We start from the raw sequence: 15324 nt of genomic DNA on the forward strand, positions 1-15324 counted from the left end.
CATCCACTCTATCTTCGGTATGTCTTAATCATTTTTTGAAGATTGTTTCTTTTTCTTAAAACCAAACAATCCAGCAAGTAGCCCGACGGCAACACCTGTTGTTGCTACTGCATATTTGGAAGAATCTGTACTTGCCACAGCTTGGCTGTTTTCTTTTTTGGGTTTGATTTCTTCTACTTTAGCTTCTTGTTTTGGAGCTGGAGTAGCTGTTGGTGCTTGCACTTTCGGACTATTGGTAGTTGTTGGAAGAACTGTTGGTCTATCCGAAAAAGTAGTTGGATTGCTTGAGCGGATATCCATTGGCATATCTGCTGCTTCTAAAATAGCTGGATCTATCCGTGACGCTAGATCTTCATATTGGGAATTCAACAGTTCCACGACACTTTGATAAGATTGAAGGGTTGTGAATTCTGCTTCCAATTTTTCTTTTTTATTCTCTAAATTAGCCACTGCAGCTGATAAAACGGATTGGGCTTTGACCAATAATTCTGGAGCATTTTTAAAGTCAGAAAGACGTTTTTCAGCAGCAACCAGGCGCTCTTGAGCTGCCTTCAAGCCCTCATGCGCTTCTTGAACGACTTGGGCTTTTTCTGCTTCTTCAGCTTTTAAAAGATCTAATTTCTCACGCGCAGCCGCTAACAAATCTTTGGCTTTTTGAAGGGCTGCTTCTTTTGGCTGGATAGCTGCTTCAATCCGACCTCGAGATACATCAAGAGTCGCCTTCGCCTTTTCAACCGCATGGTCCTTGCTAACGAGAAGAATCTTGTAATTTTGGATGGTCTTTTGGACATTGGCCATCTCTACTGCCACATTTGAATTAGCATGGCGGGCGTCTTCTAATTTGCCTTGCAAGATAATGATTTGAGACTCTTGATTGGCCTTGTCCAGCTTGAGATTAGCGACTTCATCAGATTTTGCTTTGACATCTGATCTTGTCGTCGTAGCCCCAGCCCCCTGACGCAATTGGTAAGCGAGTGCACTGGTTGACACTGCTGAATTGACAGGACTGTGTAAGAAAGCTGCTTCTGACATGGCATTGCTAGGGTCATAAGCGACTGATAAAGCTGTCGCTTTGTTGTCTACCATTTGGAGATAGTGACCAACCTTAGCAAAGGCCTCAGCCCCAATCTTCATATAGATATCGTTGGCATCGATTTGAGTTTCGTCTGTTGGTAGACCATATTGAGCCGCTACTTCTTGATAAGCCGCTTTTTCATTGTACCAAAAGTCAACCGCCCCAGCAGGTGAGAAGCCATAAGCAATGTTTTCGTTTGGCAAATACTTAAACATATGCCAGTTGGCTTTCTTGAAGTATTCCAACTGTACTTGGCTGGCAGGAAGGGAATAAGGATCCAGCTCCAATTCAGGCAAGCCGGCATTGCGACGATAGTTATTAATAGCATCAGCAATTTCAAGAGCTCGAAGGTTGGCTTGCAAAGATCCAGACTCTCCAACCGTCAAGTCGTCTTCTTCACGACCACGCTTGTAAAGGGCTAAAGCACTTGCTGCAGCTTCATTGCCATTGTCAGCCAAGTGTTGCAAGTAGCCTTCGTAGGTTGCTTGACTCAACTGGACAGGGCTATTGGCCGCTGCTTGTTCTAAGGCTGCCAATTCTGCTTCCTTGGTTGCGATGACCGCTTTCAAATCTGTCAGACGCGTTTGAGCCAGTTGAATATCGCTCTCAATTTGAGCCACTGTGTCAGCCCCATTCTGCTGACTCGCTTGCAAGGTCGCGAGATAACTCTGAGATTCTCGGATACTTTGCTCGACTTGACTTTGCTCCAACAAGGCTTGGTTGAGCACATTCTCATCATTTGAAATCGGTGCTTTGGCTTGGTTCAATTCATTTTGTGCTACATCGACCAAAGATTCTTGAGCTGTGACTTGATTTTCCTGTTGACGAACAGCCTCTACAACTTGGTCATGTGCAGCTTCTGCTTCTCGAACCTTATTTTCTTCGATAGTCACATAGGCTTGAGCCACCTTGACGTCATTTTCTGCATTCTGAACTTGGGCATCCGATGTCGTTGCGATGAGGTTTTCCGCATCCGTCACTTCTGCTGTCTTTTCTTCCAGTTCTTGTCCAGCAGTCTTGACTTCCGTTTGAGCATCGATGACTTTTTGCTCTTGGTAGTGGACATCTTTCACCACTTGGCCTTTTTGAGCTGTAATTTGCTTCAACTCATCAACTGTAATTGGTTTTTCAACTACTTCCGTGCTGTTAGTTTCTGGATTTTCATTTTGTTTGACCTCTTCGGCATTTGCCTTGTGATGAAACATGCCAGATAGGACCGTTGTCGCAGCAATCCCAGTCGTGAAAACCGATTTTCCTAATTTCTTTCCCATTAAACTCACCCCCAAAACTGAATCATTTCTTGAAGTTTCTCTACCCCTTAGCATACCACATTTTGTTACCAATAACTAGTAGGTTTAAAAAGTTTTTTTCATAAAATTTTGAGGCAAAAGAAAAACAGCTGACGCTGTTAGTCTTCTTGTTTAATTTGTTCCAACATCTTCTCTTCTTCTGCTGTCAACTCATAGTTTTCTAGCAAGTCTGGACGACGTTCTAGGGTCTTTTTCAAACTCTGATAGAGGCGCCACTGACGGATATTTTCATGGTGACCACTCATAAGAACATCTGGAACTGTCATTCCTCTGTATTCATAAGGCCGTGTGTATTGAGGATATTCTAGAAGACCAGAGGAGAAACTGTCATCCTGGTGGCTGGACTCTTTTCCGATCACTTCTGGAATCAAGCGAACCGTCGCATCAATCATGGTCATGGCTGCTAGCTCGCCACCCGTCAGGACATAATCGCCAAGAGAAATCTCATCTGTCACCAAGGTCTTGATTCGCTCGTCGTAGCCTTCATAGTGGCCACAGATAAAGATCAATTCCTCTTCCTGAGCCAAGTCTTCTGCGTAAGATTGGTCAAAGGTCCGACCGGCAGGATCCAGCAAGATCACGCGCGGATTCTTTTTCTCAATGGCATCAAAGGCATCAAAAATCGGTTGAGCACGTAAGAGCATGCCTTGCCCGCCACCATAGGGTTCATCGTCCACATGGCGCGCTTTTTCTGCATTTTCACGGAAATTATGGTAGTTAATCTCAAGGAGTCCCTTTTCACGCGCCTTTCCGACAATCGAATGCTCCAAAGGTGAAAACATCTCTGGAAAGAGAGTTAAAATATCAATCTTCATCGTCTAACCCTTCTAAGATGTCTACATCCACCCGATTTCCTGGGATATCAATATTGAGGACCACTGGTGGGATATAAGGGAGGAGAAGGTCACGTTTTCCTTTGCGTTTTACGACCCAGACATCATTGGCACCTGGTTGCAGGATTTCCTTGATCTGACCGATTAGTTGGTCATTCTCGTAAACATCAAGGCCGATGATCTCATGGTAATAAAACTCGCCATCCTCCAAATCCGTCAAGTCTTCTTCCGCAACCTTGAGGCTAAAGCCTTTGAATTTCTCAATGGCATTGATATGGTACATATCCTTAAACTTGATGATGTCGAAGTTCTTGTGCTTGCGGTGGCTAGCAATGGTCACCGTTTGGACAAAACGATCCTTCTCATCAAAGAGCGCCAACTCAGCTCCTTTTTTAAAACGCTCTTCCGCAAAGTCTGTCACAGACAAGACCCGCATTTCTCCTTGTAAGCCTTGGGTATTGACTATTTTCCCAACATTAAAGTAATTCATGATTTCTCCAGTGTAGTTTATTCACTCTATTTTATCACGTTCAAGGGATTTTCTCAAATGCTCCTTTCTGCTAGAAACTGCTCCAAATCCTTCTCGTGCTGGTATTTGACAGCTGCTGTTTTATCCTTTTCAAAGATGGTTTTAGTGAGGTCGATGTCATTGATAGCTGCGATAGCGACTGTATAGTGAATGATATCAGCCAGTTCTTTGGCCAATTCCTCATTTGAGTCCTGAACCCCTTCTTTTCGTCCAGAACGACCATTTAAGACCTCGGCAACTTCCCCAACCTCTTCGACGAGCTTGATAAACAGACCTTCTTCCGTACGACTGTCTTTGTAATGTTCTTTTAAATAGGCTTGTAATTGCCGAATGGTCACTTCTTTCATAGCTTCTCCTTGTAACAAAAAAACGGGACAGAGTCCCGCCTTTTATTTTTCGTCAATAACGATTCTTACTTTTTTATCTTCAGTTGGGACAGAGTAGACAATCGTTCTTATCGCAGAAATGGTGCGACCTTTTCGACCGATTACACGACCAACATCGCTAGGATCAAGGTCAAGGTGGTACTCCAAGAATTCAGGAGTATCTTCGATCTTGATGGTTAAAGCATCCGGTTGTGAAATCAAGGGTTTCACAATTGCAATAATGAGATTTTCAATCGTATCCATACATCAACCTACTTAAAAAATTATTTTGAGAATTTAGAATCGTGGAATTTCTTCATCACACCAGCTTTTGAAAGGATGTTGCGAACTGTATCTGAAGGTTGAGCTCCATCAGCCAACCATGCAAGAACGCGGTCTTCTTTCAAAGTTACTTGGTTTTCTTCAACAAGTGGATTGTAAGTTCCAACTGTTTCGATGAAACGTCCATCACGTGGTGAACGTGAATCTGCTACGTTGATACGGTAGTAAGGTTTTTTCTTAGAACCCATACGAGTCAAACGAATTTTAACTGCCATTTTTATAAGTCTCTTTTCTATATTTTAATTTTCGGTGAAATAGACAAGCTATTTAGCACATGATCTATTATAACACATTTTATAGACCTGTCAAGAAAAAAACTTGACAGTATTTAAAATTTTTTATTTTATCAGTAAATCGGCGATTTCTTGATAGTTGCTAACGGTATAAGTCGGCACTACCTGGCTGGTATTTTCCTTATGATTTGGATTATACCAGATGGTATCGATCCCCGCAGCATTTCCCCCTGCGATATCCGCCGTCAAGGAATCTCCGATCATGAGGGTCTCTTCCTTGATGAAACCTGGAATCAGTTGGCCAACTTTGTCAAAAAATGCAGGTTCTGGTTTCTGAGTATGAAGCTGCTCAGAGATAAAGACCTCTTTGAAATAAGAAGCAATTGTAGAATGAGCCAAGCGTCCTTCTTGAATGGCAGTCACTCCATTCGTTGCACCATAGAGCTGGTAACCCGCTTTTTCAAGTCGGGCCAGTAAGTCCTCCACACCGGGGAAAGACTGCCCCTGAAGACTAATGTAATCTTGGTAGCGAAGAGCCATCTCAGCCCCATCAACCTTGATCCCAAAGTGGGCAAACCCAATCGCAAACCGACTATCCACGAGCTCTTGCTTGGTCAATTTCTTTTGTTCCAAATCCTTCCAGAGCCCTTGGTTCATGGGTTTGTAGTAATCCTTAAAGGCCTGTACATCTGGAAAATTCATGTCTTCTAACATCTGCGTCAAGGCTGTTTCTTCAGCAGATTCAAAGTCCAACAAGGTATGGTCCAAATCAAAAAGTAAAAATGTATACGCCATTACAAACGATCCTTCAATTTTTCGACAAATAAATAAGCTGCTGGGCAAGTGAGGTTATTCTTGATGGTCAGATGGTTGATCTGATAAATCTTCTTGCGATCTGTGTGAGGGAATTCCCGACAAGCTTTTGGACGAACATCATAGATGGAACAGAGATTGTCCCCACCAAGAAAGGGGCAAGGCATGGATTTAAAAACCTTGTCCCCATCTTCGTCAACTTGAAGAAATTCAGCCTCAAAGGCAGGAAGTTTCATCTTGAAATATTTGGCAATCCGCGTGATATCAGCTTCCTTAAAGTCGGGGCCTAAGGTTTTGCAGCAATTGGCACAAGCCGTACAATCGATTTCTTGGAAAACTTCATCGTGGATTTCTTGCGCTATTTTATCTAAATTCTTAGGTGGTTTCTTCTTGAGATTCGCCAATACCTTGCGGTGCTCCTTTTGCTTTTGGAGAGCTAACTGATGGTATTTTTCAATATCAATTTCCTGTGTCATCCTCTATTTCCTCTTCTAAACAATAGAAGCATTATACCACAAAGACTGTGAAAAAAGATAGATCTTGCGATCTATCTCACTTAATTAATCCGTTACAGCGCCTGTTCCATCTAGGCTCCAAGTATTTTCAATGTATGGGATAAAGGTTTTCAAGGTTTCTGCATCCCCTTCAAAAGAAATGGTATAAACTTTTTCACCCTTCTGGAAGATCCAAGTAATCAGGTATTGACCAGATTTCATGACAATTTGAAGCTGGTAGGCATCCAGACCTGAGACTTTAGTCCGCGCTCCCGTCATCTTCCCAACATCCTGGTTATCTTGCCACATTACGGCCAGTTTCTTAGCTAGAAATTCAGCATTAAACTCGATATCTGCAGGAACTTTGGCCTTTTCTTTAGTATAGCTGTTCAAGGTGACGATATTATAGCCACTCCCATCCGTATACTGGACAGCTTCTGTCCCATCGATATCCGTGAACTTGAACCATTTACTTGGAATATCGATGTATCCATAATCTGCATTTCCAATCCGCTTGGTTTCTTGACTGGAAGTGTTTTTCTTTGTAGAGGAAGTATCCTTTGACGAAGAGCTGCTTGTTTGCTTTTCGACTTTGCTGCTACTCTCTTTTGTAGAAGAAGCTGCTGTGTCCTTTTTAGTAGTGTGACTACAAGCCATTAATGTGCAGGCAGAAAGAATCGTCAATGATGTGACCAATAATTTACGTTTCATGTTCAACCTCCTTGAGAACGTTTTCTTTCCTCTAGTCTACCATGAAAGTGGGTATTTTAAAATAGGATAAGTGTCACATCTGATGGAACCTTTCTTATTCAGTCTATTTCTTTTGAACCTAAAACAAAAGGCTGGGACAAAAGTCCTAGCCTCTCAATTATTTTTGGATTGTCGAGCAAGACGCAGTAGTTGAGTGGGCTCTACTACGCTGATTTCATCAGTTTTTACAGCCCTACTCAACTGTGCGGAGGTGGGACGACGAAATCGAATTCTAACGAATTACCAATTTCTGTCCCACTCTCTAATTGTTATTCTTCATCCATTGACAATACGGATAAGAAGGCTTCCTGTGGCACTTCTACCGAACCGATGGCTTTCATCCGTTTCTTACCGGCTTTTTGTTTTTCAAGAAGCTTGCGTTTCCGTGAGACGTCCCCTCCATAACACTTGGCCAAGACGTTCTTACGAAGGGCTTTGATATCTGTACGGGCTACGATCTTATGACCGATGGCTGCTTGGATAGGCACTTCAAACTGTTGACGAGGGATAATCTTCTTAAGCTTCTCAACGATCAACTTACCACGTTCATAAGCAAAGTCCTTGTGAACGATAAAGCTGAGAGCGTCGACAGTATCGCCATTGAGGAGGATATCCATTTTGACCAATTTAGAAGGACGGTATTCAGACAACTCATAGTCAAAGCTCGCATAGCCACGAGTAGAGGATTTCAATTTATCAAAGAAATCAAAGACAATTTCCGCAAGTGGGATTTGATAGATGACATTAACCCGATTTTCATCGATGTAATCCATGGTCACAAAATCCCCACGTTTGCGTTGGGCCAATTCCATGACAGCTCCGACAAACTCTTGTGGCACCATGATTTGTGCTTTAACATAAGGTTCTTCGATCGAAGCGATCTTGGTTGGATCTGGGAACTCAGATGGATTAGACACATCTAGTGCTTCGCCATCAGTCAAATTGACCTTGTAGATAACAGACGGCGCTGTCATGATCAAGTCAATATTGAACTCACGCTCTAAGCGCTCTTGGATAACGTCCATATGAAGAAGTCCCAAGAAACCACAACGGAAACCAAACCCGAGCGCTTGCGATGTTTCAGGTTCAAATTGAAGACTAGCGTCATTCAATTGCAATTTTTCCAAGGCTTCACGAAGATCATTATATTTATTAGATTCGATTGGGTAAAGACCAGCGAAGACCATTGGGTTCATCTGCTTGTACCCATGTAGTGGCTCACTTGCTGGATTGGTTGCTAAGGTCACAGTGTCCCCGACACGGGTATCTGCAACGGTCTTGATAGAGGCTGCAATGTAACCAACGTCTCCAGTTGCAAGAAAATCACGACCAACTGCTTTAGGAGTAAAGATCCCAACTTCAGTGACATCAAAGGTTTTTCCATTGCTCATGAGCTGGATCTTATCGCCAGGTTTGACCATTCCATTGACCACTCGAACCTGAAGGATAACCCCACGATAGGCGTCATAGACGGAATCAAAGATCAAGGCTTGAAGTGGCGCTTCAACATCACCTGTCGGAGCAGGAACTTTCTCAACGATCTGCTCCAAAATCTCTTCAATCCCAATACCAGCCTTGGCAGAAGCTAGGACTGCTTCACTGGCATCCAAGCCGATGACATCTTCTACTTCTGTGCGCACACGTTCTGGATCTGCAGCTGGTAAGTCAATCTTGTTAATAACTGGCAGAATCTCCAAATCGTTGTCCAAAGCAAGGTAAACATTGGCTAGAGTCTGGGCTTCAATCCCTTGAGCGGCATCCACTACGAGAATCGCACCCTCACAGGCAGCCAGCGAACGCGAAACCTCATAGGTAAAGTCCACGTGTCCCGGTGTGTCAATCAAGTGGAAGATATAGGTTTCCCCATCTTTAGCTGTGTAGTTCAACTCGATGGCATTGAGCTTGATGGTAATCCCACGTTCCCGTTCCAGGTCCATACTATCTAAAAGTTGGGCTTGCATTTCCCGACTAGACACGGTTTCGGTTTTTTCTAAAATTCGATCGGCCAAGGTTGACTTTCCATGGTCAATATGGGCGATGATCGAGAAGTTCCGAATCTTCTCTTGTCGTTTTTTTAATTCTTCAAAATTTGGCATAATCATCTTCCTAGTAAATTTAATCGTACTCTTCATTATAACAAAAAAGATAGGCCTTTGCCTATCTTAATTCATTATTTTCAAAAATCGCTTCTGCGTTTTATTACCCTCATAGCCTATTCGTTCGTAAAAGAGATGAGCTTCTTTTCGATGAGAGGCAGAATTTAAACGAATAAAAGCATAATGCTTGCTTTTGGCAAGTTCTTCAACTCGCTCCATCAATTGGCGACCGATCCCACGTCCTTGAGCAGATGGAAAAACCGCAAGACCCAAAATATTTAAACCAGCGTCACTATAAAGGCTTTCATAGACTTCCGCTTCCACATAACCAAGAATATTTCCTGTTTGTTCCTCTTCATAAACAAAGCAAAAATGATCTGAATCTGGCAAATTAAATTTATCAATCTGAGCTGCAACTTTCTCAAGGGTTGAATCATAACCCAAAGACTGGTGACATAAATCTCTAATTTGACCTGCATCTTTGACTTGAACAGTACGAATCATAGCTCCACCTCCATGAACTCTTTGCTCTTATCTTAGATCTTTTTCCTCAAAAAGTAAAGGAATATCTGATAAAATTTAAAATGAAAATCCGATTTAGATCAAATTCATCTTTTTTCGCATTTCTCAGGGATTTCTATTTACTTTTTCGATTTAATTCATTATAATAGTAAGGGTAAATACAAGGAGGTGAGTACGTTGGCCAGAGGTCGTGGAAAAGCAAGCCCTCAAGACAAAGAGGCATTACGGATTATATCGGAAAAAATCAGAGAATTACTGAAAGAACAAGGAAAAAAGCAGATCGAATTATCTCGTATTACTGGAATCCCTGCAAGCACCCTGACTGGATATGTAAAAGGAACTTCTCTTCCCGTTCCTGAAAATTTAGAGAAGATTGCAGCCTTTTTCCAGGTAGCGGTTGCTGAAATTGACCCGCGATTACGCAATGATTTTGTGGTCATTGATTCAGAGATTGAACGATTGTATAAACAGCTCGATGAAGGAAATCAAGAAAATCTTCTTTCTTATGGAAAGAGTCTCTTGACCCATCAGAAAGAAAGACAGAAGATTGAAAAGCAATACCACTCTTATTCTGTCTATGATTCTTTTGCAGCTTACCAAAATCAAAAGCAAGCTGATATCGTCTGGTTTGATCAAAAGATTCCTTACGATTTGGCTTTTTGGATTCATACGGATTCCCTCGAGCCTAAATACGAAAAAGGGGCTGTTGTGTTAATCAAGCAAACCTATTATGATCAGGCAGGGGCTATTTATGCCATTGATTTTGATGGACAAACTTTGATCAAACGTGTCTTTCGTGAGGCCAACGGTATTCGACTGGTTTCCCTCAATAAGAAATATAGTGATCAAATCATTCCACTAGATGAGGAACCTGGGGTGATTGGAAAAGTGATTGATGGCTTTGTGCCTCTTGATTTGGAGGAAATCAAATGATTAAATTAATTGCGATTGACTTGGACGGAACTCTTTTGCATGAGGATAAGTCTCTCTCTAAAGGCAATATTGAAGCTCTTCACCGGGCCCATGAAGCCGGCTATGACATTGTGATCTGTACTGGTCGCCCCTTAGCGGGGGTCCGTCCTATCTTTGAAGAGATTGATCTTCCGGATGGTAACTACTATATGATTATCAATAACGGGTGTACAACCTTGTCTACTAAGAATTGGGAAATCATTGGCAAGGAAGAATTGGGCCTTGAGGACATGCACCGGTTGCATGTTTTGACGGAAGATACAGACGTCCAGCTAACCTTATTTGACATGGATCACTACTTAGTGGTCGCACCTGAAGCCAGTGAACTTGTCACGATGGATGCGGGCATTGTTAATTCTAAACCGACACTTGTCTCTGAAGAGGATCTGCCCAACCTTGTTCCTATTTTTCAAGCCATGTACGTAGGAGATCCTTCTGCTATTGATGCCTTCCAAGCTCAGAACGAGGCTGCATTAGAGGCCGAGTTTAACACTGTTCGTTCACAGGATATCTTGTTTGAAATCTTGCCAAAAGGTGCGAGCAAAGCTTCTGCTCTTCAAGCATTAAGCCAAACATTAGGCTACAGGAGAGACCAGGTCATGGCTCTTGGAGATGCAAACAATGACCTTGAAATGCTACGTTTTGCTGGTTACAGCGTCGCTATGGGAAATGGCAATGCTGCTGTCAAGGAAATCGCAGACTTCATCACCCTGACCAATGATGAGGATGGTGTGGCCCATGCTATTCACAAATTAATTGAAACTGAAAAAGGAGAATAATCATGAAATACCAAAATTTGTTGGACCGTTTTATTACCTATGTAAAGGTTAACACACGTTCAGATGAAAATTCTACAACCACTCCAAGTACCCAATCACAAGTTGATTTTGCAACAAATGTCTTGATCCCTGAAATGAAACGCGTGGGTCTTCAAAACGTCTACTATTTGCCAAACGGCTATGCTATTGGAACACTTCCAGCTAACGATCCAAGCTTTACACGCAAGATTGGATTTATCTCTCACATGGATACCGCTGACTTCAATGCCGAAAATGTCAATCCACAAATCGTTGAGAATTATGATGGGGGTGTCATTACCCTTTGTGACTCTGGTTTCACACTCGATCCAGCTGATTTTGCTCATTTGAATAACTACAAGGGACAAACCTTGATCACAACTGACGGTACTACTCTTCTTGGTGCAGACGATAAATCTGGTATCGCTGAAATCATGACAGCTATTGAATACCTGACAGCTCATCCTGAAATCAAACACGGAGAAATCCGTGTCGGCTTTGGTCCAGATGAAGAAATCGGAGTCGGGGCAGATCAATTTGATGCAGAGGATTTTGACGTAGACTTTGCCTATACTGTCGATGGTGGTCCTCTCGGAGAGCTTCAATACGAAACCTTCTCAGCAGCTGGAGCTGAAATCACCTTCAAAGGACGCAATGTCCACCCAGGTACAGCCAAAGGTCAAATGATCAACGCTCTTCAATTGGCCATTGATTTTCATAACAAACTCCCTGAAGGAGCACGTCCAGAATTAACTGAAGGCTATGAAGGCTTCTACCACTTGATGAACATCGATGGAACTGTCGAGGAAGCAAGTGCCAGCTACATCATTCGGGACTTTGAAACTGAAAGCTTTGAGAAACGCAAAGACCTTATGCAATCTATTGCCGATCAGATGAATGCGGAACTCGGTAGCGAACGCGTTCTCCTCACCCTCAAAGATCAGTACTATAACATGAAGCAAGTAATTGAAAAAGATATGACACCGATTACCCTTGCTAAGGAAGTTATGGAAGATCTTGGAATCACTCCAATCATTGAACCAATCCGTGGTGGTACAGATGGATCTAAAATTTCCTTTATGGGGATTCCAACACCAAATATCTTTGCCGGTGGCGAAAACATGCATGGTCGCTTTGAATACGTTAGCCTCCAAACCATGGAACGCGCAGTTGATACCATTATCGGTATTGTGACCAAAAAATAAGAAACAAAAAAGGATTCGGATAGATTGTCCGGATCCTTTATTGTTTATTAGAAAGCTGGACAATATCTTTGACCTGATCAATGGTCTGAATCAGGTGAAGGCTTGTCTCATTGATCGGAAGATAATAGACTCTATCTGCCAAAGATTCTGTAAAAGGACGATTCGTGAGTAAGATCACCTGTTGTCCTTTTTCTTTCAGCTCTTTCACCCGCTTTCTCACCTTTTGGTAAAAACGCTCATCACAGATTTCTAGATCATCCACCAAGACACAAGCATCGTCCAAAGCCAATGATTCATTGGTTCCGTTTTGGGTCAGATAATAGGCTGCTCCTGCTTTGACCTCATATAAGCCAGCTGATGGCTCAACCGGAAGCAAGGCTGGGCGTGTTGCAACTTCTGTTGCTTTTTCCATCGCTACAAGGTTGGCTAGGACCTGCAAATAGACAGGTGCTAATTTACTCAAATCCAAGAGTTCCTCAAACTCAAAACCACGTTTCAGAGCTTCTAAGATATAGAAGAGCCTGTGTGGCATATGACGAGCAATTTTCTGGATTAATTCATCATCGCTCATTTCCTCAGGAAAGATGGTCAGCAAGTTCTTACCTTTAATGGTTTCTAGGGCTTGTTGATAAGCTTCATCGATTCTCTTCCCAAATCCATAAACTGCCCCATAAGAGTGAATTTGGGTATTGAGACGGGCATTTTTAGCAGCATCAGAAAAAATCGGAATCTTAAAGAAGATATAGTCCAAACTTGGTTCGTAAACGGCCTTTAGATCTTTTAATAGGGGATGAGGCAAATGCTCGAGAGACCGCCCTAATTGCAGCTCTACTCCTTGCTCAAATAAGGAATAGCCCAAGCCCATAGAGGCCATCGAGATACTATCGGAAGCAAATGGATTAACTTCTAGGATATAAAAAGCATAGCTCGTCGGATCAAGAGCAAACTTGATCGAAATGGCTCCTGTCAGCTTCAAATAGCGACTGATGTGGATCGCTGCTTCACGAAGATTTTGAAACTCCCGGTCAGTCAGGGTGACAGCTGGCATAAATTGATAAGAGTCACTAGAGTGGATCCCGACAGGATCAATGCTTTCGATAGAGGCTGCCAGGTAGTGATTGTCTTCGCGATCCCGCATGACCACAAAATCCAGTTCCTTAAAACCATAGGTCGAAAATTCTAGCAAACACTGTTGACTTGGAGAGACCGAAAGTCCCGTTTCTACTGCTTCGCACAGGTCATCCAGGTTATGAGCAATCTTTCGTCCCTGCCCTTGCTTACTCGCTACCGGCCAGATCATAATGGGAAATTGAATGCCTTCAGAAAACTCAATGGCTTCTCGAACAGAACCAACCAGTGCGGAAGCGGGTACTTGATAGCCCAACTCTTGAAAGAGACGTCGTTGATCCGCCTGCTGATAAAAGGTCCGGTAGCGTTGGAGGCTCGGTCCGATAATCCTAATCGATGCGTCTTTGAAAAATCCAGTTTCCTCCAAACGAAACAAGAGATTCAAAATCTGTTTATCCGCAAAGGCTAAGAGCAAGTGAGATCCAGTATAGGAAAGAAGAGTCGTCCTAAGAGCATCCAGCTTGAGCTTGCTGACCACAACCTGTTCTCCAGCTTCTTGGGTGATAGTATTTTCTTCGCCCAGATAAAGGACAAGAGCATTTCCATCCTTGGCATTAAGTTTTTGTGCTTCATTTACCGCAGCCAAGAGGCTAATATCCTGATAAGAATCTCCACATAGGAGAAGCAATTTCTGGTTTTGTTTCATCATTCCTTCTCCCTTCTACTTTCGTGAATTTTGGCATCAATCAACTCTAAAAATTCATCGTAAAAATAGAGATTTTCCCTTGGCCCTGGACTCGCATCCACTTGGAATTGAACCCCTAAAATCGGTTGGTAACGATGACGAAAAGCTTCAATACTATGGTCATTGACGTTTTCATGCGTGACCAATAAATCATGAGGTAGACTATCGCGTGCGATACTATACAAGTGATTTTGACTCGTTATCTCGATTTTTCCTGTCGCAATTTCACGTACAGGAATATTTAATCCGAAGTGTCCAACTTCCATGGGAGCTAGCTCAGCCCCGTATGCTTGAGCCAGCAGCTGGGCTCCCAAGCCCATGCCCCAGATTGGAATCTGACCATTGAGCTTTTTGATCAAGCGGCAGAGTTTTTTTACCTGATGGGGATCGCCAGGCCCACTGGATAAAATAACGCCATCGGGTTGCTGCTCCATCAGTTCATCATAAGAGATATCATAGGGATAGACAGTGACATTACAGTCCCTTTGACTCAGCTGGCGCAAGACAGAGTGCTTGACACCTAAATCAATCAAGGCAATACTCTTTCCAAAACCTGGTACAGCATAGGCCGTTTTTGTCGACACTTGACGCACTTGGTCCTTAGGAAGGACCGTTGCCCGCAACTGATCCAAGATATGTTCTATCGAGTCACCCTTGTTAATCACAGTCGCTTTCATCCGTCCATACTTGCGGACAATTTTTGCAACCTGACGCGTGTCGATTCCCATAATACCCGGGATTTTTTTTCGCTTCAAGAACTCATCCAAGGTCATCTGTTGCCGCCAATTGCTCGGCATCTCCACCAAATGCTGAACCACCACTGCCAGACAAGTCGGTGTAATGGATTCAGAATCATCCCGATTGATCCCTGTTGCGCCAATAACTGGAAAGGTAAAGGAGAGGATCTGGCCACTAAAAGCCTGATCCGTAATCAATTCTTGATGGCCTGTCATGGCAGTCGTAAAGACCAATTCACCAGTCACATATAAGTCTGCACCAAAGGCTTCCCCTTCAAATACAGTCCCATCCTCTAGGACCAATAATCGTTTCATCGAACCCCTCCCTTCTTTTTACACTAATCCAATTTTATCATAGTTCCTCAAAAAAAGGAAAGTCAGATTCCATGTAGCTGTCTACTCTGTCCTCTTCCTTTCCTTTCAATGAATTGTCAGTTA

The 15324-nt window shown here is 42.9% G+C and carries 16 protein-coding genes; 3 read left to right on the forward strand and 13 right to left on the reverse strand.

Annotation, left to right across the window (positions count from 1 at the left end):
* Window positions 1-24: 24 nt before the first annotated feature.
* The 11 genes from H7T92_RS01845 to H7T92_RS01895 form a co-directional block, all read right to left on the reverse strand.
* Window positions 25-2346, reverse strand: coding sequence for a CAP domain-containing protein (locus tag H7T92_RS01845; RefSeq protein WP_201036828.1), 2322 nt, complete (start codon window positions 2344-2346; stop codon window positions 25-27).
* Between the two features lie 137 nt (window positions 2347-2483).
* On the reverse strand, window positions 2484-3200 hold the full coding sequence (trmD, locus tag H7T92_RS01850) for a tRNA (guanosine(37)-N1)-methyltransferase TrmD (protein ID WP_201036829.1): 717 nt from the start codon (window positions 3198-3200) through the stop codon (window positions 2484-2486).
* Window positions 3190-3708, reverse strand: coding sequence for a ribosome maturation factor RimM (gene rimM, locus H7T92_RS01855; RefSeq protein WP_014713408.1), 519 nt, complete (start codon window positions 3706-3708; stop codon window positions 3190-3192). The genes trmD and rimM overlap by 11 nt, the downstream gene beginning before the upstream one ends.
* Before the next feature lie 53 nt (window positions 3709-3761).
* On the reverse strand, window positions 3762-4094 hold the full coding sequence (locus H7T92_RS01860; RefSeq protein ID WP_201036830.1) for a MazG nucleotide pyrophosphohydrolase domain-containing protein: 333 nt from the start codon (window positions 4092-4094) through the stop codon (window positions 3762-3764).
* A 42-nt stretch (window positions 4095-4136) separates the two neighbouring features.
* The gene (gene kphA / locus H7T92_RS01865) at window positions 4137-4376 is read right to left on the reverse strand and encodes an RNA-binding protein KphA (RefSeq protein WP_003001620.1); all 240 of its coding nucleotides are present in this window, start codon (window positions 4374-4376) and stop codon (window positions 4137-4139) included.
* A 20-nt stretch (window positions 4377-4396) separates the two neighbouring features.
* Window positions 4397-4669: a 30S ribosomal protein S16 gene (gene rpsP / locus H7T92_RS01870; protein ID WP_003007475.1), complete on the reverse strand. Its 273-nt coding sequence runs from the start codon at window positions 4667-4669 to the stop codon at window positions 4397-4399.
* A gap of 123 nt (window positions 4670-4792) precedes the next feature.
* Complete coding sequence (gene pynA / locus H7T92_RS01875) at window positions 4793-5482, reverse strand: pyrimidine 5'-nucleotidase PynA (protein WP_201036831.1); 690 nt, start codon at window positions 5480-5482, stop codon at window positions 4793-4795.
* Complete coding sequence (locus tag H7T92_RS01880) at window positions 5482-5976, reverse strand: YkgJ family cysteine cluster protein (RefSeq protein WP_201036832.1); 495 nt, start codon at window positions 5974-5976, stop codon at window positions 5482-5484. The genes pynA and H7T92_RS01880 overlap by 1 nt, the downstream gene beginning before the upstream one ends.
* Window positions 5977-6060: 84 nt before the next feature.
* Window positions 6061-6705, reverse strand: a complete 645-nt coding sequence (locus tag H7T92_RS01885) for a hypothetical protein (protein ID WP_201036833.1) — start codon at window positions 6703-6705, stop codon at window positions 6061-6063.
* Window positions 6706-7013: 308 nt separating this feature from the next.
* Window positions 7014-8840 (reverse strand): translation elongation factor 4, encoded by a 1827-nt coding sequence (lepA, locus tag H7T92_RS01890; protein ID WP_009731117.1) that lies wholly within the window; start codon window positions 8838-8840, stop codon window positions 7014-7016.
* Window positions 8841-8906: 66 nt separating this feature from the next.
* A complete protein-coding gene (locus H7T92_RS01895; RefSeq protein ID WP_070587372.1) occupies window positions 8907-9344 on the reverse strand; it encodes a GNAT family N-acetyltransferase in 438 nt (145 codons plus the stop codon).
* Window positions 9345-9539: 195 nt separating this feature from the next.
* On the opposite strand from H7T92_RS01895, the gene H7T92_RS01900 reads away from it, so the two are divergent.
* The 3 genes from H7T92_RS01900 to pepT are packed head-to-tail and all read left to right on the forward strand — an operon-like array spanning window position 9540 to window position 12336.
* Window positions 9540-10295, forward strand: coding sequence for a LexA family transcriptional regulator (locus H7T92_RS01900; RefSeq protein ID WP_031577084.1), 756 nt, complete (start codon window positions 9540-9542; stop codon window positions 10293-10295).
* Window positions 10292-11113, forward strand: a complete 822-nt coding sequence (locus tag H7T92_RS01905) for a Cof-type HAD-IIB family hydrolase (protein WP_070587370.1) — start codon at window positions 10292-10294, stop codon at window positions 11111-11113. Before H7T92_RS01900 ends, H7T92_RS01905 begins: the two co-directional genes overlap by 4 nt.
* 2 nt (window positions 11114-11115) lie before the next feature.
* A complete protein-coding gene (pepT, locus tag H7T92_RS01910; protein WP_201036834.1) occupies window positions 11116-12336 on the forward strand; it encodes a peptidase T in 1221 nt (406 codons plus the stop codon).
* A 37-nt stretch (window positions 12337-12373) separates the two neighbouring features.
* On the opposite strand, the gene H7T92_RS01915 is transcribed toward pepT, so the two are convergent.
* Both H7T92_RS01915 and H7T92_RS01920 read right to left on the reverse strand, forming a co-directional pair.
* Window positions 12374-14113, reverse strand: a complete 1740-nt coding sequence (locus H7T92_RS01915; protein WP_201036835.1) for an ATP-binding protein — start codon at window positions 14111-14113, stop codon at window positions 12374-12376.
* On the reverse strand, window positions 14110-15201 hold the full coding sequence (locus H7T92_RS01920) for a carbamoyl phosphate synthase small subunit (protein WP_201036836.1): 1092 nt from the start codon (window positions 15199-15201) through the stop codon (window positions 14110-14112). The genes H7T92_RS01915 and H7T92_RS01920 overlap by 4 nt, the downstream gene beginning before the upstream one ends.
* Between the last annotated feature and the right edge of the window lie 123 nt (window positions 15202-15324).

This window comes from Streptococcus parasanguinis (assembly GCF_016648855.1).
Lineage (GTDB): Bacteria > Bacillota > Bacilli > Lactobacillales > Streptococcaceae > Streptococcus > Streptococcus parasanguinis_L.

What these genes read in the sequence shown, in the direction of transcription:
- H7T92_RS01905 (WP_070587370.1), top strand. Translation starts at nt 10,292, where the DNA reads ATGATTAAATTAATTGCGATTGACTTGGACGGAACTCTTTTGCATGAG.
- kphA (WP_003001620.1), bottom strand. Translation starts at nt 4,376, where the DNA reads ATGGATACGATTGAAAATCTCATTATTGCAATTGTGAAACCCTTGATT.
- rimM (WP_014713408.1), bottom strand. Translation starts at nt 3,708, where the DNA reads ATGAATTACTTTAATGTTGGGAAAATAGTCAATACCCAAGGCTTACAA.
- H7T92_RS01920 (WP_201036836.1), bottom strand. Translation starts at nt 15,201, where the DNA reads ATGAAACGATTATTGGTCCTAGAGGATGGGACTGTATTTGAAGGGGAA.
- H7T92_RS01915 (WP_201036835.1), bottom strand. Translation starts at nt 14,113, where the DNA reads ATGATGAAACAAAACCAGAAATTGCTTCTCCTATGTGGAGATTCTTAT.
- rpsP (WP_003007475.1), bottom strand. Translation starts at nt 4,669, where the DNA reads ATGGCAGTTAAAATTCGTTTGACTCGTATGGGTTCTAAGAAAAAACCT.
- H7T92_RS01845 (WP_201036828.1), bottom strand. Translation starts at nt 2,346, where the DNA reads ATGGGAAAGAAATTAGGAAAATCGGTTTTCACGACTGGGATTGCTGCG.
- H7T92_RS01895 (WP_070587372.1), bottom strand. Translation starts at nt 9,344, where the DNA reads ATGATTCGTACTGTTCAAGTCAAAGATGCAGGTCAAATTAGAGATTTA.
- H7T92_RS01860 (WP_201036830.1), bottom strand. Translation starts at nt 4,094, where the DNA reads ATGAAAGAAGTGACCATTCGGCAATTACAAGCCTATTTAAAAGAACAT.
- trmD (WP_201036829.1), bottom strand. Translation starts at nt 3,200, where the DNA reads ATGAAGATTGATATTTTAACTCTCTTTCCAGAGATGTTTTCACCTTTG.
- H7T92_RS01885 (WP_201036833.1), bottom strand. Translation starts at nt 6,705, where the DNA reads ATGAAACGTAAATTATTGGTCACATCATTGACGATTCTTTCTGCCTGC.
- pepT (WP_201036834.1), top strand. Translation starts at nt 11,116, where the DNA reads ATGAAATACCAAAATTTGTTGGACCGTTTTATTACCTATGTAAAGGTT.
- H7T92_RS01880 (WP_201036832.1), bottom strand. Translation starts at nt 5,976, where the DNA reads ATGACACAGGAAATTGATATTGAAAAATACCATCAGTTAGCTCTCCAA.
- pynA (WP_201036831.1), bottom strand. Translation starts at nt 5,482, where the DNA reads ATGGCGTATACATTTTTACTTTTTGATTTGGACCATACCTTGTTGGAC.
- lepA (WP_009731117.1), bottom strand. Translation starts at nt 8,840, where the DNA reads ATGCCAAATTTTGAAGAATTAAAAAAACGACAAGAGAAGATTCGGAAC.